Genomic DNA, 21,356 nt, shown 5'->3' with positions numbered 1-21,356 from the left:
CTAGCGAGTTGTGAGGTCCAGAATGCTGGTTTTCAGGCGATTCTTGACCTAGATGATCGCCATGACCTCCATTTCGACCCGCCTTTCCACCATCGGATTCGATGCCGACGACACGCTGTGGCAGAACGAACAGTTCTTCCGCATGACCGAGCGGCATTTCGCCGAACTTCTGGCCGATCATGGCGAGCAGGAACAGCTCATGTCGCGGTTGCTCGAAGCCGAGAAGCGCAATCTTGGCACCTATGGTTTCGGCATCAAGGGCTTCACGCTGTCGATGATCGAGACAGCGATCGAGGTGACCGAGGGCCGCGTGCCGGCTTCGGTGATCGAAAAGATCCTTGCCGCCGGCCGCGAGATGCTGAGCCACCCGATCGAGACGCTGCCGCATGTCCACGACACGCTTGAAGCGCTCGCCGGCCGCTACCGCCTGGTGCTGATCACCAAGGGCGACCTGTTCGACCAGGAGCGCAAGCTGGCGCAGTCGGGCCTTGGCGATTTCTTCGACGCCGTCGAGATCGTCAGCGACAAGTCGCGCCCGACCTACGAGCGCATCTTCGCCCGCCACGGCGATGGTCCCGACAGGGCGATGATGGTCGGCAATTCGTTGAAATCGGACGTTGTGCCGGCCATCGAGGCCGGCAGCTGGGGCGTCTACATTCCCCACGACCTGACCTGGGCCTACGAGCATGTCGACGAGCCGACCGCTGCGGAGCGCTTCCGCAAGCTGCCGCATCTCGGTGAGCTGTCGGAGCTTCTGAAAGGTCTCGGCTAAGCCTCAGCCGCGGCCAATGAGCTTTTCGACGACGGGCTGGAGCCGCTCCGGCGTGATCGGCTTGGCGACCACGATGTCGACGGCGCTGGGCAGCGACAGGCTCTCAGGCGTGCCTGCCCGGTTGGAAAGCAGGATCACCGAAGGCAGCTTGTTGCCCGACGCGAGCCTCAGCGACATGATCGATGGCATCAGCGCATCGCAATCCTTGTTGTCGCTTCCACCGTCCAGGATGATCGTGCCCGGCGCCATCCTGCGCAGCACCGACAGGGCGCTGTCGGGCTCCTCGGAGATCGTCTTGAGGCCCGAGCGTTCGACGATCTTGGCGACCACGACGCGATTGATCGGCGAGCGACTGACGACCAGCACCTTCGACAGGTCGGCAATCTGGTGATCGCGCGCATTCGTACCCGGGGCGTGGCCCGGATTCAGGTCATTTCGCTTCATTGGCTTGGCCGACAGCTGGGGGGCGATTGTTCAATGCGAGGTTGCGTTCGGTCCCATACGTTTCGCGTCATGTATGAGAAGTGTCAAGTAATACACTCAAAATGAGGTGTAACTTTAGTCGTAAGTTTCAGCATTCCCGCATGTTCGCCACAGACCAGCTTGCAGTACCTTAAAAGCAAGTCCCGCCCACGGCATGGCCGCGGACGGGACCCGGGGGGCAAGGGGGAAGTGAGTTTAGCCGTGCGGCTGCTGGGTGACGATGACCGGGATCAGCAGGTCACCCCAGTTTCCGTTGCCGCCATGGTGGCGGGCCGAGCGGACCAATTCCACCGACACGCCGGCCTCGACTGCCTTCATGACCGACTGGTTGAGCCGGTGCAGGTCGTTGGCGACGATACGGATCACGGCCTGCTGGTCGGCGCTCATCGTGGTCGCCTGTTCTTCGGCTCGTTCCTTGACACGGGTACGCGGTGCCATCGTGGTTCTCCTCGGTGTTGCCTTTGCCCTGTTGGGCGTTGCCTCTGGCAGGTGCCCGGAGGCAATTGCCTCCGGGGCTTTTTCTGTCGTCAGGCCTATTCGGCGGCCGGACGGAACTGTTCGTGTTCGGTCGACTCGTGCATCGCGGTCGTCGACGACTTGCCGCCGGTGATCGCCATCGACACGGCGTCGAAGTAGCCGGTGCCGACCTCGCGCTGGTGCTTGGTCGCGGTGTAGCCGTTCACTTCGGCTGCGAATTCCGCTTCCTGCAGCTCCGAATAGGCCGCCATCTGGCGGTCCTTGTAGCCGCGGGCCAGCTCGAACATGCCGAAGTTGAGCTGGTGGAAGCCAGCCAGCGTGATGAACTGGAACTTGTAGCCCATCGCACCCAGCTCGCGCTGGAACTTGGCGATCGTCGCGTCGTCGAGGTTCTTCTTCCAGTTGAACGATGGCGAGCAGTTGTAGGCCAGCTTCTTGCCCGGATGCGCCTTGTGCACGGCTTCGGCGAACTTTTTCGCCTGGGCGAGGTCCGGCTTGCCGGTTTCCATCCAGATCAGGTCGCAGAACGGAGCGTAGGCGATGGCACGGGCGATGCAGGGCTCGATGCCGTTCTTCACCTGGTAGAAGCCTTCCACGGTGCGGCCGGCATCCTTGTCGACGAAGGGCTGGTCGCGCTCGTCGATATCGGAGGTCAGCAGCTTGGCAGCTTCGGCGTCGGTGCGGGCGACGATCAGCGTCGACGTGCCCATCACGTCGGCGGCGAGACGAGCCGCATTGAGGTTGCGGATGTGCGCAGCGGTCGGGATCAGCACCTTGCCGCCGAGATGGCCGCACTTCTTTTCCGAAGCGAGCTGGTCTTCGAAGTGCACGCCGGCAGCGCCCGCCTCGATGAAGGCCTTCATGATCTCGAATGCGTTGAGCGGGCCGCCGAAGCCGGCTTCCGCGTCTGCCACGATCGGGGCGAACCAGGTGTCGACCGACAGGCCCTTGCCTTCCGAGGTCTCGATCTGGTCGGCGCGCTGCAGCGTGCGGTTGATGCGCTTGACCAGCTCAGGCGCGGCATTGGCCGGGTAGAGCGACTGGTCGGGATACATCGCCGAAGCGGTGTTGGCGTCGGCAGCGACCTGCCAGCCCGAGAGGTAGATCGCCTTCAGGCCGGCGCGGACCTGCTGCATCGCCTGGTTGCCCGACATGGCGCCGAGTGCGTTGACGAAGTCTTCCTCATGGATGAGCTTCCACAGGCGATTGGCGCCCATCTCGGCCAGGGTCTGCTTGATCTGGACGGAGCCGCGCAGCCGCTTCACGTCCTCCGGCGAGTAGGGGCGCTCGATGCCGTCGAAACGGCCTTCCGGGGCTGAAGGGACGAGGTTGTAAAAATCGGTCATTGTCGACTCCGTCTGGTCACTTGGTTCTAGGGGCGGCCACCGCGTCTTGGGTTTTTGCGGCGATTTCTATGTGACTTGTTTTACATCCCAGCGCCAAACCAGCCAGAAAATTCAACAATTTGCGGACGACTTTAGGGAAAACCTGTATTGTGTTTGACAGATAGCGACTGTAAAATTGTAAAGAATGTAAAAGGATGGGTAGGGTGAAACCCCTACTTTCGTTGTAAAAATGGTGTAAAAGCCGATGGCCGAGCAGAAAATCTTTGCCGGACCGCGCATCAGGCGCATCCGCAACCAGAAGGGGCTGACCCAGACGGCGATGGCCGAGGGGCTCGGCATTTCGCCGTCCTATCTCAATCTCATCGAACGTAACCAGCGGCCGCTGACGGTCCAGCTCATCCTTAAACTCGCCTCGGTCTACAAGGTCGACCCAGACGAGTTGCAAGGCGAGGCGCGCGGTTCAATCGCGGCACTACGCGAGGTCTTCGCCGACCCGCTGTTGTCTGGCGAGTTGCCGGGCGACCAGGAGCTGGTGGAGATCGCCGAGGCTGCGCCCAATGCGGCGGCGGCGGTCATCAAGCTGTTCCGCGCCTATCGCGAGCAGGCCGAACGCCTGTCCGATCTCACCGAATTGCTCGCACGCGAGGGGCACACAACTGCGTTGTCAGGTGCGCGCCTGCCGATCGACGAGGTGCATGAGGTCTTCGAACGCCGGCCCAATCATTTCACCTCGCTGGAAGAGGAAGCAGAGGCGTTCACGACGCTGCTCGACCCTGGCGATGATCTGTTTGGCGCATTGAAGGCCTGGCTCCGGCGCGAGCACGGCATCGTCGTCAAGGTGTTGCCGGTCGCCACCATGCCCAACTGGCGCCGCCGTTACGACCGCCATTCGCAGCGCCTGTTCCTGTCCGAGCGGCTGTCACCATTCGACCAGTTGCGTGAAGTCGCGATGGAAGCGAGCTTGATCCGCATGCAGGTGGCGGTTGCCGCCGAGCTTCAGGCGCTGAAACTCACCTCGGACGAGGCACGGCGGCTTGCCCGTTTCGAACTCGGCCGATACGCAGCACACGCGCTGATGATGCCTTATCAGGCGTTCCACGCAGCCGCCCAGCGCGCCCGCTACGATGTCGATGTGCTGCGTTCGCGTTTCGGCGTGTCGTTCGAGCAGGCGGCCAATCGGCTGACCATGCTTCAGCGGCAGGGTACGTCGTCGGTGCCGTTCTTCATGCTCGAGGTCGACAATGCCGGCAACCGCTTCCGCAAGGCCGGCGCGCAAGGGTTCCCGCAAAGCCGATTCGGAGGCGGGTGCCCCAAACTGCCGGTCCATGCCGCCTTCACCCAGCCCGGCCAGATCTTCGTCGAAGCCGTCGAGATGCCTGATGGTGCCGAGTTCCTCTGCGTCGCCCGCACGCTGGAAGGGCCGCAGGGCGCCTTCAGCGAGCGGCCGAGGCGCACGGCCATCCTGCTGGGCTGCGACATCGCCTTTCGCGACGAGATCGTCTATGGCGCGGCCTTGCCCGCCCAGGCCGTCGGCGCCAAGCCGGGTGTCGTGGCGGCGACGCCGATCGGGCCCGCTTGCCGGCTTTGCGAACGTTCCGGATGCCTGTCGCGCGCCGAGCCGCCGATCACGAGGCCGCTCGGCCTCGACGAGATGGTGACCGGCCTGTCGGCCTTCGATTTCCAATAGGCTTCAGGCGACAGAAGCCGGAACGCGCCGCGCATATGTGACTGCTATTGCCCCAGCGAGCAGGGCGATAACGCCGACACCTGCGCCCACGTAGACGTAGGTGTTGGCAAATCCGAATGCCGCAATCATTGGCTGGCTGACGAAGGGCGAGATGAAATGGCCGGCAAAGACGCTTGCCGTCATGCCGCCGGCAATACGCCCGCGCATGTCGGGCGATGCGACGGCCATGGCGGCGGCGGCGATGTTGGGCATCATCATGCCGAGCCCCAGGCCAACCACGCCTGCCGCTGCCAGCACCGGCGCGAGCGTTTCCGCCAACCCGAGGAGTACATAGCCGATGGCTGTCAGGCCAAAGGCGAGACCGAACACGCCGGTCGTCCCGAGCCTTGCTCGCAACCGGTCATAGGAAAGGGCGACAACTGCCCCCACCATGTTGCCCACGCCGATCGCCAGCCCGGCCACGGCAGGTGAACCAATGCCCATGGCGTTGAGGTGGAACGGCAGCTGCGTCGGCAGCAGGTAGAAGGCGACGCTGTTGATCACCGCCGCGGCATAGACTGCCATGACGGCCAGCCACACGGTGCCGCTGCCGCTTGGTGCGGACGCTGCGTGGGTGGAGCGTTGTGCGCGAACCGGCTCTTTGATGAAGGCCATCACCGCCGGGATCAACAGTAGCGACAGCCCGTAGACGGCAAACGGCGCGCGCCAGTGCATTTCGGCGAGCATGCCGCCACCGGTCAGGAAGATCAGGCCGCCAACGCCGACAAATGCCGACTGATAGCCCATGAAGCGGTCGCGTGCAGGTCCGCTGAAGTAGTCGCCGACAAGCGCGGTTGCGGTGGTCATGACGCCGGCCACCGCCACGCCGAGCAGCGCGCGGCCAATCAGCAACCCCACCAGAGAATTGCCGAAGATGCCCGACATCCCGCTCAGGCCATAGAGCAGTGCGGCTGCGATCAGCAGCGGCCGACGGCCAAAGCGGTCGGCCAGCCCGCCGGCGAAGGGCGCGCAGATCACGATGAACAGCGCTGGCAGGGTGAGCACCAGCCTGGTCAGGATCTCGACATTGGCGCTGCCTGCGAAATGGGCTTCGATCGCCGGCAGCGACGGTGCAATGGTCGCGCCCGACATGATGGTCAGCGAACTGATCAGCAGCAGCGTCGTATTGCGCGCGGCATGGCGCTCGGGGGCAGGCGTCGCATTCGCGACCTGGACTTGCTGGGCGATGTTCATGCTGCCACCTCGAAATAGGGCGCGTTGGCGCGGGCTTCGCGCAGGTTGACTGCCCACCACCGCAGGCGCGCCAGCAAGACGGCCAGCGCCCGATGTGGTTCCCCGGGTTCGATCAGCGCGCCGCTGGCATCGAACTTCTTCGAAGCGAAGGCAAAGCTCACCGTGTCGCGAATCGCCACGACGTGAAGTTCGGCAAAGACCAGCCGTAGCTGCTCGATCGCGCGCAGGCCACCGGAGATGCCGCCATAGGATACGAAGGCAAGTGGCTTGGCCTGCCATTGAATGCTGTGCGCGTCGATCAGCGCTTTCAGGTCGGCGGTGTAGCCGTGATTGTATTCGGGCGTTACGATGATGAACGCATCCGCCTCGTCGAGGCGGCGCGCGATGTCGTGGCGGTCGTGGCTGAGGTCTCGCGGATCGACCAGCTCGAGCGCGAACTGGTCATGCCCGCGGATCTGGGAGGCGACCCAATTGACCACGACGTCGCAGAAACGGCCCTGGCGGGCGCTGCCATAGATCACAGCGAGCTTGGTTTTCGGCGGCATTTCGGCATGGCTGCAATTCAATGCGGGCGTCGGAGCCGTGTCTTTAGAACCTCAAGGTAAGTTGAGGTCAAGCGCATAAATGACAGGATCTGAAAGTTCTGGAGTGCACATATGCGGCTTATGCAAGTGCCCTAACGGGATAGGGGCACTGGACCTCGCCAACGCGCGGCTGCTCGGCTATCGGAGGCAAGGCGTGTGCGGTCCAACCACGCCAAGGGGGAGGCGACGGACGCACGCATGGGCGAACAGGCATCAACTTCGCAGTTGGGCTCGACCGGCAGCACGGGCGAGCAGCGCATTGGCGTGGTGTTGGTCTTCCTGTCGGCGCTGATGTGGAGCCTGGGCGGCGCCATTGCCCGCTTCATCGAGGCTCCCGACAGCTGGACAATCGTGTTCTGGCGCTCGTTCTGGGCGGCCGCTTTCCTGCTGGCCTTCATGGCCTGGCGCGATGGCATGCGCGGCACGCTACGCTTGTTCCGCGAGATGGGGGTTCCCGGCTTGCTCGTGGCGATTTGCTTTGCCACCGCCTCGACCTCGTTTGTCGTGGCGCTTGCCTACACCACCGTCGCCAACATCCTGCTCATGCAGGCCGGCGTGCCGCTGCTGGCGGCGCTGTTTGCCTGGGTCCTGTTTCGCGAACGTGTTGCCACGGCGACATGGGTAGCGATCTTCGCGGTCATCTCGGGCGTCGCCATCATGGTCTCCGAATCGCTCGACGGCGCCGTGTCGCCCATTGGCGACGGCCTCGCTCTGCTGATCGCCGTGGCGTTCTCCATCGCCACCGTCATCACCCGTCGCTTCGCCCATGTCCGGATGACGCCGGCCACATGCCTGGGCACCTTGATCGCCGCGACCTTTGCCGCTTCACAAGCGTCGATGTTTGTGGTGACGCCGCACGACATGGGTTTCCTGTTCGCCTTCGGCGCGCTCAATCTTGGCCTCGGCCTTGCCTGCTTTGCCACCGGCGCGCGGCTCATTCCGGCGGCCATTGCCGCGCTGATCGGGACTTTCGAGACGTTGCTCGGCCCGATCTGGGTCTGGCTCGTCCACGCTGAGGTGCCGTCGACGCGCACCATTGTCGGCGGAGCCGTCATCTTCTCGGCCTTGCTGGTGCATCTGACCTTGGAATTCAAGCGCCAGGCACGGCCCCAAAGGCCGGGTATCACGGGCGTCCCCATGCCTGATTGAGCGATGTCTTGTTTACCATTGACAATGCTACCGTCCGGCGGGCAGGCTGACCTCCGAGGGTAACAACAACACAGGCGTATCTTGCCAGGTTCCACTGCCGGGGCTTCGGTGTCCGCAGCTGTAAATCGCCATCACGTTTGCGCCGAACTGCGAGCCGGCGGGAGCGCGCTACCTTCATCACTCGATTTTTGTAAGGGATCAGGATGTGCCGGGACGGGCGCGTCCGGAAAAGGAGACTGCCATGAACCGTAGAGCGCTTTGGCTGACCGCCGCGTCAGCCCTTATCGCTGTTTTTGCGACCACTGCCAGCGCCCAGGAGCGGGTCGTCAACGTCTACAACTGGTCGGACTACATCGATTCTTCCATCATCGAGGACTTCACCAAGGAGACCGGCATCAAGGTCGTCTATGACGTCTACGATTCCAACGAGATACTTGAAACAAAGCTGCTTGCCGGCGGCAGCGGCTACGACGTGGTCGTCCCCACGGCCAGCCCCTTCCTGGCGCGCCAGATTCAGGCCGGCGTCTATCAGAAGCTCGACAAATCCAAGCTGCCCAACCTGGCGAATGTATGGGACGTCGTGAGTTCGCGTACCGCCGCCTACGATCCGGGCAACGAATACTCGGTCAACTACATGTGGGGCACGGTCGGCATCGGCTACAACCAGAAGAAGATCAAGGAGGCCCTCGGCATCGACAAGATCGACAGCTGGGATGTCGTCTTCAAGCCGGAGCAGTTGGCCAAGCTTGCCGATTGCGGTGTCTATCTGCTGGATTCGCCGACCGACATCTTCCCGACGACGCTGAATTATCTCGGCCTCAAGCCCCAGTCGACCGAACTGGGCGACCTGTCCAAGGCGGAAGAGACACTGCTCCAGGTCCGTCCGTCGATCCGCAAGTTCCATTCGTCGGAATACATCAACGCGCTCGCCAACGGCGACATCTGCCTGGCGGTTGGCTGGTCGGGCGACGTCTTCCAGGCACGTGACCGAGCCGCCGAAGCGGACCAGGGTGTCGTCGTCGACTACGTCATCCCGAAGGAAGGCGCGGAGATGTGGTTTGACCAGATGGCGATCCCGGCCGATGCCCAGCACGTCGCCGAGGCGCACGAGTTCATCAACTACATGATGAAGCCGGAAGTGGCGGCCAAGGCCTCCAACTACATCTTCTATGCCAACGGCAACAAGGCGTCTCAGCAGTTCATCGACAAGGAGATTTCAGGCGATCCGGCGATCTATCCGGATGAGGCAACGCTCGCCAAGCTCTTTACCGTGCCGCCTTACGATCCCAAGACCCAGCGCGCCGTCACCCGCAGCTGGACCAAGATCGTCACGGGACAATAGCCAGGCCACCCGATCCCGGCGCCATGGCGCGCCGGGATTTCGCATCAGGGGCAGGTGGGAGAGGGAAATGAAATCGCTCGGCAATATCCGCAGGGAGTTTGCGCCCTGGAACAAGCCAGACGCCAAGCCCTACATTCAATTCAAGAATGTCACCAAGCGTTTTGGTGACTTCACCGCGGTCAACAACCTGTCGCTGTCGATCTACGAGCGCGAATTCTTCGCGCTTCTCGGCGCATCGGGCTGCGGCAAGTCGACCTTGTTGCGCATGCTGGCCGGTTTCGAGGAGCCGACCTCTGGCCAGATCCTGCTCGACGGCCAGGACCTGCGCGGCATCCCGCCCTACCGGCGGCCGGTCAACATGATGTTCCAGTCCTATGCGCTGTTCCCGCACATGACGGTCGAGCAGAATATCGGCTTCGGCCTCAAGCAGGACGGCATGGCCAGGGCCGACATCGACACGCGTGTCGCCGAGATGCTCAAGCTGGTCAAGCTCAGCCAGTTCGCCAAGCGCAAGCCGCACCAGCTTTCGGGCGGCCAGCGCCAGCGCGTCGCGCTCGCCCGCGCAGTCGCCAAGCAGCCCAAGGTGCTGCTGCTCGACGAGCCGCTTGGCGCGCTCGACAAGAAGCTGCGCGAGGAAACCCAATTCGAACTGATGGACCTGCAGCAGACGCTCGGCCTGACCTTCGTCGTCGTCACCCACGACCAGGAAGAAGCCATGACCATGGCCGACCGCATCGCCATCCTCGACAAGGGCGAGGTGATGCAGGTGGCGACGCCAGCCGAGGTCTATGAGGCACCAGGCTCGCGTTTCGTCGCCGACTTCGTCGGCAACATCAACATGTTCGAAGGCAAGGTCGCCGACCGCGACGGCGCGGGCGCCACCATCGCCAGCGCCAATGGCGTCACCATACGCACCGCCAATGCCGGCGATGCGGCGGCCGGCAGCGAGGTCGCCTTCGCCATCCGGCCCGAGAAGATCAAGGTCTCGTCGAAAAAGCCGGAAAGCGGCGACAATGTCATGGAAGGCGAGATCTACGACATCGCCTATCTTGGCGACATGACCATCTTCCACGTCCAGCTCGGCAATGGCCAGGTGGTCAAGGCAAGCTCGCTCAATGCGACGCGCGCCACCGAGGACCCGCTGAGCTGGGATGACAAGGCATGGATCTCATTCCGCAACGACGCCGGCGTCGTTCTGACGCGATAGGTGGAGAGATGAAAAGCCCCCTCTCGGCCATCACCAACCGCCTGGTCATCCTCGTTCCGTATCTCTGGCTGCTGTTTTTCTTTCTCATTCCGTTCGTCATCGTCTTCAAGATATCGCTTTCGACGACGGCCATTGCCATGCCGCCCTATACGCCCGTCCTTGGCCTTGCCGACGGCTTTTCCGGCCTGATGTCGCAGATCGGCGAATTCAGCTTCGACAACTACCTTTGGCTGACCCAGGACGCGCTCTATTTCAACGCCTACGTATCGAGCGTGGTCATCGCCGGCATCTCGACATTCCTGGCGCTGCTGGTCGGCTATCCCATTGCCTACGGCATGGCGCGCGCGCCGGCGACGATCAGGCCGACGCTGCTGATGCTGGTGATCCTGCCGTTCTGGACCAGCTTCCTGATCCGCGTCTACGCCTGGATTGGCATCCTCAAGCCCGAGGGGCTGCTCAACCAACTGCTGCTCGGCACCGGTATCATCGACCAGCCGCTGGTGATCCTGAACACCCATACGGCGATCTTCATCGGCATTGTCTATTCCTACCTGCCGTTCATGATCCTGCCGCTCTATTCGGCGCTTGAGAAGATGGATTATTCGCTGATCGAGGCGGCGCAGGACCTTGGTTGCCCGCCGATCGCCGCCTTCTGGAAAATCACGTTTCCGCTGTCGCTGCCCGGCGTCATCGCCGGCTGCCTGCTGGTCTTCATCCCGGCCGTCGGCGAGTTCGTCATCCCCGACCTGCTCGGCGGTTCGCAGACGCTGATGATCGGCAAGACGCTGTGGAACGAGTTCTTCGCCAATCGCGACTGGCCGGTCTCCTCTGCGGTGGCCGTCATCCTGCTGCTCTTGCTGGTCGTCCCGATCATGTTCTTCCAGCAGGCGCAGGCCCGCGCCCAGGAAGAGGGGCGCTGAGATGAACGCGAGCTGGAGTCGCTTCAACATCACGTCGATCGTGCTGGGCTTTGCCTTCCTCTATTTGCCCATTGTGCTTCTGGTTATCTTCTCCTTCAACGAATCCAAGCTCGTCACCGTTTGGGGCGGCTTCTCGACCAAGTGGTACGTCTCGCTGTTCCACAATCAGGGCCTGATGGATGCCGCCTGGGTGACTATCCGCGTCGGCCTGGTGTCTGCGACATTGGCCACCGTGCTCGGCACGCTCGCCGCCCTGGCACTCACCCGCTACACCCGCTTTCGCGGCAGGGTGCTGTTTTCGGGCATGGTGTTCGCCCCGCTGGTCATGCCCGAGGTCATCACCGGCCTGTCGTTGCTTCTGCTGTTCGTTGCCGTCGGGCTCGACCGCGGCTTCTTCACCCTGACGCTCGCCCACATCACCTTCTCGATGTGTTTCGTGGCGGTGGTGGTGCAGTCGCGGCTGGTCACCTTCGATCGCTCGCTCGAGGAAGCGGCGATGGATCTCGGCGCGCCGCCGGTCAAGACCTTCTTCCAGATCACGCTGCCGGTCATCCTGCCGGCGATCGTCTCCGGCTGGATGCTCGCCTTCACCCTGTCGATCGACGACCTGGTGATTTCGAGCTTCACCTCCGGTCCGGGCGCAACGACCTTGCCGATGAAGATCTACAGCCAGGTCCGGCTTGGCGTGACGCCCGAAATCAACGCCGCCTGCACCATCCTGATCGGCATCGTCGCCGTCGGCGTCATCGCCGCCTCGCTGGTCAACAAGCGGCGCGAGGTTCAGCGCCTGCGCGACGAACAGGCGGCGCAGCGGGGCTAGGCTGCGGCATTTACGATCTGGCGATTTGTCGCCGCTCACGGATTGGGAGCGGCGACCGCTCTGGGCTTCGCAACCATCTGCACCTGGCCGCTGACCGTCACGGACATTTCGCGGTCGTTTCGGTTGCTCATGTTGACGTTGCTGCTGACGCCGGTGATTTCGCAGCTCTCGGCAAACGCGTCGACGACGAGCTCGCAACTGTTCTTGATCATCCGGTAGACGGATTCCATTGCCGCCTTCTGCTGCGCTTCGATGTCTTGCGATTTGTCGAATGGCATGGAAATGGTGATGTTTGAAGACAGGGAGATGTATCCGTCAGGCGCGCGACCGCCTCTCAGCGGCATCATTTGCGACCAGGCAGCTGTATTTGCAGTTAGAATGATGATGGCGGCGAGGTAAAGTCTTGTCATTGCTCTCTCCTGAAAGTCGCCATGAAGTCACATGACGCCAGAAGGAGAGATGAAAGCTTTATGGCAGATTTTATGTATTGCAGATCCATGTTGTAGTTACAGATCTCGATGCGAAGCCATGTTTTGGCGGATAAGCACGTAAGGTTCAGCGCTTGCGTGACGAACAAGCCGCGCAACGGGTGACAGCCATCGCTACATCGGCAACCCCGGAGATCGCTCGTCCGCAAGTATAGGCTGATCTTGGAGCGGCGCAAAAAGGCTAACCTTTCCAAGGATGTGCCGCTGGATAAGCCAATGTCGCCATGATAGCGTCATGGCGATCAACTTTGAGGAGTAGGGGTAATGACGCGTTTTCTCGCCACAGCTGCAGTTTTGTCTTTCGTCGCATTGGCCGCTACGGCCTGTAACACCCCGCAGGAACGCGCTGTCGGCGGCGGTGCCGTCGGCGCGGTGGGCGGCGCCCTGGTCGGCCAGGCCATCGGCGGCAATACGGGCTCGACCGTTGCTGGCGCCGTCATTGGCGGCCTCGCCGGCGCAATGATCGGCGCGGGCACCGCACCTGGCGAATGCCGTTACCACCAGTACGACAACCGCGGTCGGCCGATGTATGACCGCAATGGCAGGCCGGTGACCTACCTGGCCCCCTGCCAGTAACAAACGCCGGGACGACACCTTCGTCCCAGAGACCGCAAAACCGGCGCGCTTCAAGCGAGGCGCGCCGTTTTGCGTTGTGCGCTGCTGCCGATTGCCGAGCCGCGAATCGCGGAACGGTGTGCTCAGTCCGAATCGCCATGTTGGTGGCAAGCATTGCGATAGGGATGTGACGACGCACAACGCCATCAGGAAAACCAGGCTTTGCCGTGCATATCAGTCTGTCGGGGGAAGGTGTTGGTACGGTTGGGTGGGCTCGAACCACCGACCTCCGGATCCACAATCCGGCGCTCTAACCAACTGAGCTACAACCGCGTGCCTTGCTCTGGCGCAGCGTCCTTACGGACAATTCCAACACATTTCAAGAGCTTTGCGAACCATCCACTGCGGCGATTTGTGCCCATAGCGCGAAGTCGCTGAATTCAGCGGGATATCAGCCCCGGAAAAAGAAAAAGGCCGACGGGAGGAGGTGCCGGCCTTTTCCTTTGTGTGACCAGCGGGAGGAGGTGCTGGCCGCTTCGCCCGGCAGGCAGAGGGAGGAGGAACCGCCCGCCGGGTATCTTGTCGGACGCTGTTAAGCGGCCTTGAGGTCTTTCAGCGCCTTTTCGAAGGCGGTCTTGACCGGCTTCGAAACGTCTTCGGCGGCCTTCGAGGCAACGGCCTGGAAGTCCTTGGCCTGCTCGACGGTCTGCTCGACGCGGCTGCGCAGATAAGAGGTCTGCAGTTCGACGATTTCCGACAGCGACTTGGCGCCGGCGAGAGCTTCGAGATGCGAGAAGCCGGCTTCGGCATTGGTGCGGAGTGCGGCAATCGCCTTGAGCGACAGCTCGTTGGTCACGCTGCGGGCGGTCTCATAGCTGGTCTCGATCGTCTTCTGCGCCTCTTCGGCGCCGGTCTTGAGCTTGGTGTAGGCTTCCTTGGACTGCTCGACGCCCTTTTCTGCGAAGACGCGGAACTGGTCGGTGGCCTTGGAAACGTCGAAGCTCGGCATTTCGATGGTGTCTGCGAATTCTGCGGTTTTGGTCTTGGACATTGTCTCACCCTGTGACTGGACGGGGTGTTGTCACCCGTCTCGTTTATTCGCATATCTCATATAGGGCATTTTATGGTGCAATGCAATATCTATGTTGCAGTGCACCATTTCTGGCTTCTGCGGGGTTAACCACGTGGCGAGAATAATCTCGCTCTATGACACCTGTTTGCTAGACCTTGGCGATGACGGCTTTTATTAACAAAGCGTTAATTACGAGAATGCGTGCCTTGCGGGTTATGTGAATGCCGTCAGCAGCCTATTCCTTCATCGACGTCGCGGTGGTCGACCGTGTCAGGCAGCATTTTGCTGCTGGCGACGCTATCGTCGTGTTGACTGCCGACCTCGAGGACGTTGTTTGGGCCAATGGTCCGGGTGCTGCCGTGCTCGGTTATGACGACATCGATGCGGTGATCGGCGCCCCGGCGCGCCTGGGCCTGGCGGCGCGTCGGCAGATCGCCGCGACTTCGGGCTTTCCCGAAATCGGCAGCGACCGCGCCATCATGGTGCGGGTGGCATCGGGCATGACCAGCAGCGCCGTGGCCTTCACGGCGAGCTCGGTCCGGCTGCCCGATGACGAAACCGCAATCATGCTTGCCGTTCCCGTAACCCAGGCGAGCGCGCGCGGCGTCAGGGACATTGCCGCCAACGCCATCCGTGGCTTCACCGAGCCGGGGCATTTTCTCGCCTTTGTCGATGGTCGAGGCGAAATAGAAGCGGCGACCGAGGGATTTGCCGACCTTGGCATCGCCACCTCGACCCTTGCCGGTCTGGTCTCTGCCGTCAGCCGCGAACGCGACCGCATCATCAAGCGGGCCATCCCCGCCGCCGGTGGCTACCTGCCTGCCGGACTGGCGCGGCTTGTCGACGATCCGGCGCGGCATCTGCTTGTCGTCGTCGATGAACGCATCGAAGCCTTCGAAGGCAGCCCCCCCGAGGAGGCTCCGGCCGGACCTGCGCTGGAGCCTGCCCGGGATGCCGATCCCCAGCGGACTCAGGCGACCGCCCCAGCGCAGCCACAAGTCTCTCCGCATTCAGACCACGATCATTGGTATTTCAGCCCGGAAGAACGCGAAAGCAGAGGCGGGGCCGCGGTCCGCGAGATGGCTGCCGCGCAGCATTCGCCCAAGCTGCCTGAGCCGGGATCTGTCGCCGAACTCGTGGAAAGGCCGGCTGTCGTGACTGGCGAGGCCGCCGGGCCGCCGGCGAAACGCCCCGAGCCGGTGACGGAACGATCGGCGGCACCGGTCCGCTTTGTCTGGCGCACCGATGCCGAGGGACGTTTCAGCGCGATTTCGCCTGAATTCGCCGCCGTGGTCGGCGAGCATGCAGCCGATGTCATCGGCCGGCGCTTCCAGGATGTCTCGAACACGTTCGAGCTCGATCCCTCCGGCGAGATCGCCGGACTGCTCCAGCGCCGCGACACCTGGTCGGGCCGTTCGGTGCTATGGCCGGTGGCCGGCTCGGAACAGCGTATCCCGGTCGATCTCGCCGCATTGCCGGTTTATGGGCGCGACCGCAGTTTCGAGGGTTTTCGAGGATTTGGCGTGGCGCGCCCGGCTGAGGCCGTGATCGACCACGAGCGCATCGGCCTGGCCCTGGTGCCCAACGGCACGCCGCCGCTGGAAGCTACGCCTGAAGACGCCGCCGAAGAGTTGGCGGAACCTGCGTCTTCGGCCGCCGAACCGGGGGCCGTCGACCCTGCTGAGCAGGCGGAAGCCGGGACTGCTCCATCGGACGGGCCCGCAGCCGAAGCAGCCGCTCCCGCCGACCCATTCTCCGGCGAGGTGCCGGCGCTGGAAATCGAGCCGACGCACGATCGCCGCTATTCGGACAAGGTGATCCGGCTTGCCGAGCATCGGCCGACCGCGCCGGAGGAGCCCGCCAACGGCAAGGGGCTTTCGTCCGTCGAGCGCAACGCCTTCCGCGAGATCGGCGAAAAGCTCAAACGGGCGGGCGAGATTGTCGCCGCTCGGCAGCAGCCAGGATCGGGCGCACCAGAAGCGGACGTGGCGGCAGCCGAGAACAACGGCGAAGCGGCGTCGGCCGAAATTGCCGGCTATTCCGAAGCCGCCGCCGCCGAACTTGCCGAACAGGATGCCCCTGGTGCCACTCAGGTGGCGCCGGAAGATCAGCCGGCGGGCGAGGGTGCAGAGGTCGTGGCTCTGTCGTCCGTGCGAGCAAGCGAACCGGCAGCCGAACAGGCCGAACCTCCGCGCGACGAGCCCGCAAGGCCTCCGCTGCGCACTGAGGACGTCATCCCGTCGTTCTCGGGGGGACGCGACACGCCCGTCGATGCCCCGATCCTCGAGGAATTGCCGGTACCGGTGCTCATCCATGCCGGCGACGTGCTGCACTATGCCAATGCCGAGTTTCTCGACCTGACCGGCTACGGTTCGGTCGATGAACTGGCGCAGGCCGGCGGCCTCGACGCGCTGTTTGCCGAGAGCTACGGCGACGAACCGGGCTCAGACCATGAGCTGAAACTGAAGACCCGCGACGGCGAGGAGTTTCCGATCGAGGCGGTGCTGCGCTCGGTGCCCTGGCAGGACGGCAAGGCGCTGATGCTGGTGGTACGTCGCATCAGCGGCGATGACGACCTCGACGACGCCTCAGGCCAGATAGCCGAGCTTGAAGAGCGTCTCGCCGAGATGCGCACCATCATCGACACTGCCACCGACGGCGTCGTGCTCATCGACCGCGACGGCGCCATTCGCTCGATCAGCCGCCCGGCCGAAGCTTTGTTCGGTTTCGACAGCGACGAGGTCACCGGCAAGCAGTTCCATTCGCTGTTTGCCATCGAGAGCCAGCGCGCCGCGCGCGACTATCTGGTCGGCCTGTCCGAGCATGGCGTGGCGAGCGTGCTCAACGATGGCCGCGAGGTCATCGGCCGCGAATCGCAGGGCCGCTTCATACCGCTGTTCATGACCATTGGCCGCCTGCCCAACGACAGCGGCTTCTGCGCTGTCGTCCGCGACATCACCCAGTGGAAGCGCGCCGAGGAGGAACTGACCCAGGCGCGCGCTGTGGCCGAGCGGTCGTCGTCGCAGAAGACCGATTTCCTCGCCCGCATCAGCCACGAGATCCGCACGCCGCTCAATGCCATCATCGGCTTCTCCGAACTGATGGTCGACGAGAAGTTCGGACCGGTCGCCAACGACCGCTACCGCGACTATCTCCGCGACATCAACCGCTCCGGCAATCATGTGCTCGATCTGGTCAACGACCTGCTCGACATCTCCAAGATCGAGGCCGGCCAGCAGGAGATGGACTACGAGGCGGTGTCGCTCAACGATACGCTCGCCGAGACGGTGGCCATGATGCAGCCTCAGGCCAATCGCGAGCGCGTCATCATCCGCTCCAGCTTTGCCTCGCGCCTGCCGGAAATCGTCGCCGACCGGCGCAGCATCCGTCAGATCGCGCTCAACATCCTGTCCAATGCCGTGCGCTACACCCAGGCTGGCGGCCAGGTCATCGTTTCCACCGCCTACGAAACCTCGGGCGACATCGTCATGCGGGTGCGCGACACCGGCATCGGCATGAGCCAGGCCGAGATCGAGCAGGCGCTGAAACCGTTCAAGCAGATCAATTCGCTGAAGCGCGGCAGGGGCGACGGAACCGGCCTCGGCCTGCCGCTGACCAAGGCGATGGTCGAGGCAAATCGCGCCCGTTTCACCATTGCGTCGACCCCGGGCGAAGGCACTCTGATAGAGGTGACCTTCCCCTCGACGAGGGTTCTCGCAGAGTAGTGGGCGCCCGCCGGGTGCGACATTTTGTGCACATCTGCGTGATCCTCGCCGGCTGTTGTTAGAATTTGTCGAACAAGCCATTGAATCCGGTGAAAAACAGTCCAGTTTAGAACATTTCTAAACTATTGAATTTGTTGGCCTTTAAACTTGACCGCAAGTGTCACAATGGCCATAGGGAAGGGGGTCTCGCGAGCGAGGCTGCCATATGTTCCTCAAGGGACTTTGCCCCCTTTGGCCAGGAGAGAAAAAATGAAGTTTGGAAACGCCAGGTCGGCAATTGCCGGCGGCGCCCTCGCGATTGCGGCGCTCTTCACCACCTCGGCGCTCGCCGATGGCGTGGTCAACATCTACACCTATCGCCAGCCCGATCTGATCAAGCCGGTGCTCGATGCCTTCACCGCCGAGACCGGCATCAAGACCGAAGTGCTGTTCCTCGACAAGGGTCTTGAGGAACGCATCCAGGCGGAAGGCCAGAATTCGCCTGCCGACGTCATCATGACCGTCGACATCGCCCGTCTCACCTCGGCCAAGGAAAAGGGCGTCACCCAGCCGCTGGTCGACGAGGAAATCAACAAGCTGCTGCCGGCCGAGTATCGCGATCCGGAAGGCAACTGGTTCGGCGTCACCAAGCGCGCCCGCGTGATCTACGCCTCCAAGGAGCGCGTCAAGGACACGGCGATCACCTATGCCGAGCTCGCCGATCCCAAGTGGAAGGGCAAGATCTGCATGCGTTCGGGCCAGCACGACTACAATCTGGCCCTGTTCTCGGCAGCAATTGCCCATTGGGGGCCTGAGAAGACCGAAGAGTGGATGAAGGGCCTGAAGGCCAACCTCGCCAAGAAGCCCGACGGCGGCGACCGTCCGCAGGCTGGCGCCATCGCTGCCGGCGAGTGCGACATCGCCATCGGCAACACCTACTATGTCGGCCTGATGCGCAACAACGAGAAGGACCCGAAGGAAAAGGAATGGGGCAACGCCATCAACGTGCTCTTCCCGACCTTCGAGAACGGCCTGACTCACGTCAACATCTCGGGTGCGGCGCTCGCCAAGAACGCGCCCAACCGTGACAACGCCGTCAAGCTGATCCGCTTCCTGGCCAGCCACGAGGCCCAGCAGGTCTACGCCGAGAAGAACTACGAATACCCGGTCGAGCCCGGCCTCGAGCCGTCCGAGACCGTCAAGGCTTTCGGCGAGTTGAAGGCTGACACGCTGCCGCTGGTCGACATCGCCAAGGGCCGCAAGGCTGCCTCCGAGATGGTCGACCGCGTCGGCCTCGACGACGGCCCGAGCAGCTGATAGGCGGGTATATGAACTGAAGAAGAGCCGGGCCGGGCAATCGGTCCGGCTTTTCTGCATTGCCGGGGAGCGGCCTTGCCGATGACAAGCGGAGCAGGTCAGGGGATTTCGGGCGAGGCGATTGCCGCGGACGCCCGAGCTTTGCCCGTCAAGCGCTCGCGCCACCCGTTGCTCGGCACGCTGGCGCTCGCCATCGCCGTCGTCGTCGTCCTGCCGGTGTTTTCGCTTGTCTTCGTCGCCCTTTCCGGCACCGGGGAGGATTGGCCGCACCTGATCGAAAACGTGTTGCCGGGCGCCACGCGCACCACGCTTGCGCTGCTGGTCATGGTGGCAGCGCTGACATCGGTTGCCGGCGTCGCCTGCGCCTGGGCGGTCGTCGCTTATGATTTTCCGTTCCGCCGCATGCTGTCCTGGGCGCTGGTGCTGCCGCTTGCCGTGCCGCCCTATCTCGCAGCCTATGCCTTCGGCGAGTTCTTCCACTATCAGGGGCCGGTGCAGAGCCTGGTCCGCGCCGTCTTCGGCTTCCAGACCATCCGCGATTACTGGTTTCCCGACATACGCTCGACCTGGGGCACGGCCTTCGTGCTTGCCTCTGTGCTCTATCCCTATGTCTATTTGACCACCCGCATCGTCTTTCTCATGCAGGGACGCAATATCGCCGATGTCGCGCGCACGCTCGGCGCCTCGCCGGCGCGGGTGTTCTGGCGCGTGCTGCTGCCCGTCGCGCGGCCGGCCATCGTCGCCGGCGTGGCGCTGGTGCTGATGGAGAGCATCAACGACATCGGTGCGGCCGAATATTTCGGCGTCCGCACGCTCACCGTCGCCGTCTACACCACCTGGCTCAACCGCGGCAGCCTCGAAGGCGGGGCGCAGATCGCCATCCTGATGCTGGTGCTGGTCGTGCTGCTTCTGGTCGCCGAGCAATGGGCGCGCCGCCGCCAACGCTTCCATGCCGGCCGCGGCACCCACCTCAAGGTCCACCCGCCGCGCCTTGCGCTCAAGGGCTGGACACGCTTTGCCATGCCCGCGGCCCTGCTTCTGCCCATCCTCAGCGGATTCGGCGTGCCGATCACCATCTTCGGCCAGTATGCATCGCGCCGCCTTGAACAGTTCGCCTCGCCCGACGTCGCACGCGCCTTCGTCAACAGCCTGATGACTGCCTCGATCACCGCCGTCGTCACCGTCGGCATCGCGTTGTTCCTGCTCAACGCCCAGCGCCTGTCGAAGACACGCAGCATGGCGGCGATGGTCCGGCTCGCGTCGGTTGGCTACGCCCTGCCAGGCGGTATCCTCGGCCTCGGCCTGCTCTTCGTGCTTGCCCGCTTCGACAATTCGGTCGACGCCTTCGCCCGCGCCTATCTCGGCGTCTCCACCGGGCTGCTGCTCACCGGCTCGGCCGCCGCCGTCATCCTCGCCTGCACCATCCGCTTCGTCGCGCTTGCCGAGGGCGCGATCCGCTCCGGCATGGAAAAGCTGCCCGGCAGCCTCGACGAGGCCGCCCGCAGCCTCGGCAAGACGCCGGCGCAGAGTGCCACCAGCGTGCTGCTGCCGCTGCTCAAGCCGGCAATCCTGACAGCCGCCGTTCTCGTGTTCGTCGATACCGTCAAGGAACTGTCGGCGACCATCCTGCTGCGCCCCTTCGGCTTCAGCACCCTCGCCACCCATGTCTATGAGAACGCCTCGCGCGGCGTGCCGGAGGAGGGTGCCGTCGCAGCCATCGTCATCATCATCACCGCCATGGTGCCGGTGGTACTGCTTTCCGGCGCTCTGGTGCGCGACGCCGAGGCGTCGCTCTAGCTTCTCCAACAAACGCCAAAGAAAAAGGCGCCAGATTGGCGCCTTGAAAGGAGATGCTGTTTACAACGGGGACTTGAGCTAACGTGCCATCCTCGAAGACGAGGAAAGGGATTTCTCCCTTCAAGTTAGGCATGACTATCGGGGTCGAACCTTAACAGCTCCTTACCGAGATAATGATAAGTTTACGAAAGTGTACCACTCCTGAAGTCTAGGTAAATTTGGTGGTTACCCTTCGTTAAGCATGAGGCCCTCAGCTCCCGAGGGCTTCGATGTCCTTGTAGAGCTCGAGCGCTTCGGGATTTGCCAGTGCTTCCTGGTTCTTGACGGGTCGGCCATGGACGATGTCGCGGACGGCGAGTTCGGTGATCTTGCCCGACTTGGTGCGCGGGATGTCGGCGACGGC

The 21,356-nt window shown here is 63.2% G+C and carries 18 protein-coding genes and 1 tRNA gene; 11 read left to right on the top strand and 8 right to left on the bottom strand.

The window, feature by feature from the left end:
• Positions 1 to 70 precede the first annotated feature (70 nt).
• The gene (locus GGQ99_RS24595) at positions 71 to 772 is read left to right on the top strand and encodes an HAD family hydrolase (RefSeq protein ID WP_108610030.1); all 702 of its coding nucleotides are present in this window, start codon (positions 71 to 73) and stop codon (positions 770 to 772) included.
• Positions 773 to 775: 3 nt separating this feature from the next.
• Here GGQ99_RS24595 and GGQ99_RS24590 read toward each other — a convergent pair whose 3' ends face one another.
• From GGQ99_RS24590 to aceA, 3 genes are all read right to left on the bottom strand, one after another.
• Complete coding sequence (locus GGQ99_RS24590; protein WP_183264579.1) at positions 776 to 1,216, bottom strand: ANTAR domain-containing protein; 441 nt, start codon at positions 1,214 to 1,216, stop codon at positions 776 to 778.
• A 234-nt stretch (positions 1,217 to 1,450) separates the two neighbouring features.
• Positions 1,451 to 1,693 carry an SMc00767 family acetate metabolism repressor gene (locus GGQ99_RS24585; protein WP_018426579.1) on the bottom strand — a complete coding sequence of 81 codons (243 nt, stop codon included), beginning with the start codon at positions 1,691 to 1,693 and terminating at the stop codon, positions 1,451 to 1,453.
• 95 nt (positions 1,694 to 1,788) lie between these two features.
• Positions 1,789 to 3,078 carry an isocitrate lyase gene (aceA, locus tag GGQ99_RS24580; protein WP_018426580.1) on the bottom strand — a complete coding sequence of 430 codons (1,290 nt, stop codon included), beginning with the start codon at positions 3,076 to 3,078 and terminating at the stop codon, positions 1,789 to 1,791.
• Between the two features lie 244 nt (positions 3,079 to 3,322).
• Here aceA and GGQ99_RS24575 point away from each other — a divergent pair, with 244 nt between their 5' ends.
• The gene (locus GGQ99_RS24575) at positions 3,323 to 4,765 is read left to right on the top strand and encodes a helix-turn-helix domain-containing protein (RefSeq protein WP_108609148.1); all 1,443 of its coding nucleotides are present in this window, start codon (positions 3,323 to 3,325) and stop codon (positions 4,763 to 4,765) included.
• A 3-nt stretch (positions 4,766 to 4,768) separates the two neighbouring features.
• On the opposite strand, the gene GGQ99_RS24570 is transcribed toward GGQ99_RS24575, so the two are convergent.
• On the bottom strand, positions 4,769 to 5,998 hold the full coding sequence (locus GGQ99_RS24570) for an MFS transporter (RefSeq protein WP_183264578.1): 1,230 nt from the start codon (positions 5,996 to 5,998) through the stop codon (positions 4,769 to 4,771).
• The gene (locus GGQ99_RS24565) at positions 5,995 to 6,543 is read right to left on the bottom strand and encodes an NADPH-dependent FMN reductase (protein WP_183264577.1); all 549 of its coding nucleotides are present in this window, start codon (positions 6,541 to 6,543) and stop codon (positions 5,995 to 5,997) included. Before GGQ99_RS24565 ends, GGQ99_RS24570 begins: the two co-directional genes overlap by 4 nt.
• 237 nt (positions 6,544 to 6,780) lie before the next feature.
• Here GGQ99_RS24565 and GGQ99_RS24560 point away from each other — a divergent pair, with 237 nt between their 5' ends.
• The 5 genes from GGQ99_RS24560 (at position 6,781) to GGQ99_RS24540 (ending at position 12,020) form a co-directional block, all read left to right on the top strand.
• Entirely contained in the window at positions 6,781 to 7,731 is a 951-nt protein-coding gene (locus GGQ99_RS24560) for a DMT family transporter (protein WP_183264634.1), read from the top strand.
• Positions 7,732 to 7,972: 241 nt separating this feature from the next.
• A complete protein-coding gene (locus GGQ99_RS24555; RefSeq protein WP_183264576.1) occupies positions 7,973 to 9,073 on the top strand; it encodes a polyamine ABC transporter substrate-binding protein in 1,101 nt (366 codons plus the stop codon).
• Between the two features lie 67 nt (positions 9,074 to 9,140).
• Positions 9,141 to 10,280, top strand: a complete 1,140-nt coding sequence (locus GGQ99_RS24550; protein ID WP_183264575.1) for an ABC transporter ATP-binding protein — start codon at positions 9,141 to 9,143, stop codon at positions 10,278 to 10,280.
• A gap of 8 nt (positions 10,281 to 10,288) precedes the next feature.
• A complete protein-coding gene (locus GGQ99_RS24545; RefSeq protein WP_183264574.1) occupies positions 10,289 to 11,200 on the top strand; it encodes an ABC transporter permease subunit in 912 nt (303 codons plus the stop codon).
• 1 nt (position 11,201) lies between these two features.
• A complete protein-coding gene (locus tag GGQ99_RS24540) occupies positions 11,202 to 12,020 on the top strand; it encodes an ABC transporter permease (protein WP_183264573.1) in 819 nt (272 codons plus the stop codon).
• Between the two features lie 35 nt (positions 12,021 to 12,055).
• Here the strand turns inward: GGQ99_RS24540 and GGQ99_RS24535 are convergent, their stop codons facing one another.
• Complete coding sequence (locus tag GGQ99_RS24535) at positions 12,056 to 12,430, bottom strand: hypothetical protein (RefSeq protein ID WP_183264572.1); 375 nt, start codon at positions 12,428 to 12,430, stop codon at positions 12,056 to 12,058.
• 342 nt (positions 12,431 to 12,772) lie between these two features.
• Between GGQ99_RS24535 and GGQ99_RS24530 the strand changes: the two genes are divergently transcribed.
• Positions 12,773 to 13,084 carry a hypothetical protein gene (locus GGQ99_RS24530; protein ID WP_183264571.1) on the top strand — a complete coding sequence of 104 codons (312 nt, stop codon included), beginning with the start codon at positions 12,773 to 12,775 and terminating at the stop codon, positions 13,082 to 13,084.
• Between the two features lie 235 nt (positions 13,085 to 13,319).
• Here GGQ99_RS24530 and GGQ99_RS24525 read toward each other — a convergent pair.
• A tRNA-His gene (locus GGQ99_RS24525) sits at positions 13,320 to 13,396 on the bottom strand.
• A 259-nt stretch (positions 13,397 to 13,655) separates the two neighbouring features.
• Complete coding sequence (locus GGQ99_RS24520) at positions 13,656 to 14,114, bottom strand: phasin (RefSeq protein ID WP_108609133.1); 459 nt, start codon at positions 14,112 to 14,114, stop codon at positions 13,656 to 13,658.
• A gap of 242 nt (positions 14,115 to 14,356) precedes the next feature.
• Between GGQ99_RS24520 and GGQ99_RS24515 the strand changes: the two genes are divergently transcribed.
• The 3 genes from GGQ99_RS24515 (at position 14,357) to GGQ99_RS24505 (ending at position 20,953) form a co-directional block, all read left to right on the top strand.
• Positions 14,357 to 17,860 (top strand): PAS domain S-box protein, encoded by a 3,504-nt coding sequence (locus GGQ99_RS24515; RefSeq protein ID WP_183264570.1) that lies wholly within the window; start codon positions 14,357 to 14,359, stop codon positions 17,858 to 17,860.
• Positions 17,861 to 18,109: 249 nt separating this feature from the next.
• The gene (locus GGQ99_RS24510) at positions 18,110 to 19,156 is read left to right on the top strand and encodes a Fe(3+) ABC transporter substrate-binding protein (protein WP_183264569.1); all 1,047 of its coding nucleotides are present in this window, start codon (positions 18,110 to 18,112) and stop codon (positions 19,154 to 19,156) included.
• Positions 19,157 to 19,237: 81 nt separating this feature from the next.
• Entirely contained in the window at positions 19,238 to 20,953 is a 1,716-nt protein-coding gene (locus GGQ99_RS24505) for an ABC transporter permease (RefSeq protein ID WP_246389735.1), read from the top strand.
• The last annotated feature ends 403 nt before the right edge of the window (positions 20,954 to 21,356 follow it).

Origin of the sequence: Aminobacter niigataensis (assembly GCF_014200015.1) — a bacterium.
GTDB lineage: Bacteria > Pseudomonadota > Alphaproteobacteria > Rhizobiales > Rhizobiaceae > Aminobacter > Aminobacter niigataensis.
The sequence above is the reverse complement of the archived record's forward strand: the minus strand, read 5'-3'. Positions and strand labels throughout refer to the sequence as shown.

Coding starts and splice junctions, on each gene's coding strand:
- GGQ99_RS24590 (WP_183264579.1), bottom strand. CDS start 1,216: ATGAAGCGAAATGACCTGAATCCGGGCCACGCCCCGGGTACGAATGCG.
- GGQ99_RS24585 (WP_018426579.1), bottom strand. CDS start 1,693: ATGGCACCGCGTACCCGTGTCAAGGAACGAGCCGAAGAACAGGCGACC.
- aceA (WP_018426580.1), bottom strand. CDS start 3,078: ATGACCGATTTTTACAACCTCGTCCCTTCAGCCCCGGAAGGCCGTTTC.
- GGQ99_RS24575 (WP_108609148.1), top strand. CDS start 3,323: ATGGCCGAGCAGAAAATCTTTGCCGGACCGCGCATCAGGCGCATCCGC.
- GGQ99_RS24570 (WP_183264578.1), bottom strand. CDS start 5,998: ATGAACATCGCCCAGCAAGTCCAGGTCGCGAATGCGACGCCTGCCCCC.
- GGQ99_RS24565 (WP_183264577.1), bottom strand. CDS start 6,543: ATGCCGCCGAAAACCAAGCTCGCTGTGATCTATGGCAGCGCCCGCCAG.
- GGQ99_RS24560 (WP_183264634.1), top strand. CDS start 6,781: ATGGGCGAACAGGCATCAACTTCGCAGTTGGGCTCGACCGGCAGCACG.
- GGQ99_RS24555 (WP_183264576.1), top strand. CDS start 7,973: ATGAACCGTAGAGCGCTTTGGCTGACCGCCGCGTCAGCCCTTATCGCT.
- GGQ99_RS24550 (WP_183264575.1), top strand. CDS start 9,141: ATGAAATCGCTCGGCAATATCCGCAGGGAGTTTGCGCCCTGGAACAAG.
- GGQ99_RS24545 (WP_183264574.1), top strand. CDS start 10,289: ATGAAAAGCCCCCTCTCGGCCATCACCAACCGCCTGGTCATCCTCGTT.
- GGQ99_RS24540 (WP_183264573.1), top strand. CDS start 11,202: ATGAACGCGAGCTGGAGTCGCTTCAACATCACGTCGATCGTGCTGGGC.
- GGQ99_RS24535 (WP_183264572.1), bottom strand. CDS start 12,430: ATGACAAGACTTTACCTCGCCGCCATCATCATTCTAACTGCAAATACA.
- GGQ99_RS24530 (WP_183264571.1), top strand. CDS start 12,773: ATGACGCGTTTTCTCGCCACAGCTGCAGTTTTGTCTTTCGTCGCATTG.
- GGQ99_RS24520 (WP_108609133.1), bottom strand. CDS start 14,114: ATGTCCAAGACCAAAACCGCAGAATTCGCAGACACCATCGAAATGCCG.
- GGQ99_RS24515 (WP_183264570.1), top strand. CDS start 14,357: ATGCCGTCAGCAGCCTATTCCTTCATCGACGTCGCGGTGGTCGACCGT.
- GGQ99_RS24510 (WP_183264569.1), top strand. CDS start 18,110: ATGAAGTTTGGAAACGCCAGGTCGGCAATTGCCGGCGGCGCCCTCGCG.
- GGQ99_RS24505 (WP_246389735.1), top strand. CDS start 19,238: ATGACAAGCGGAGCAGGTCAGGGGATTTCGGGCGAGGCGATTGCCGCG.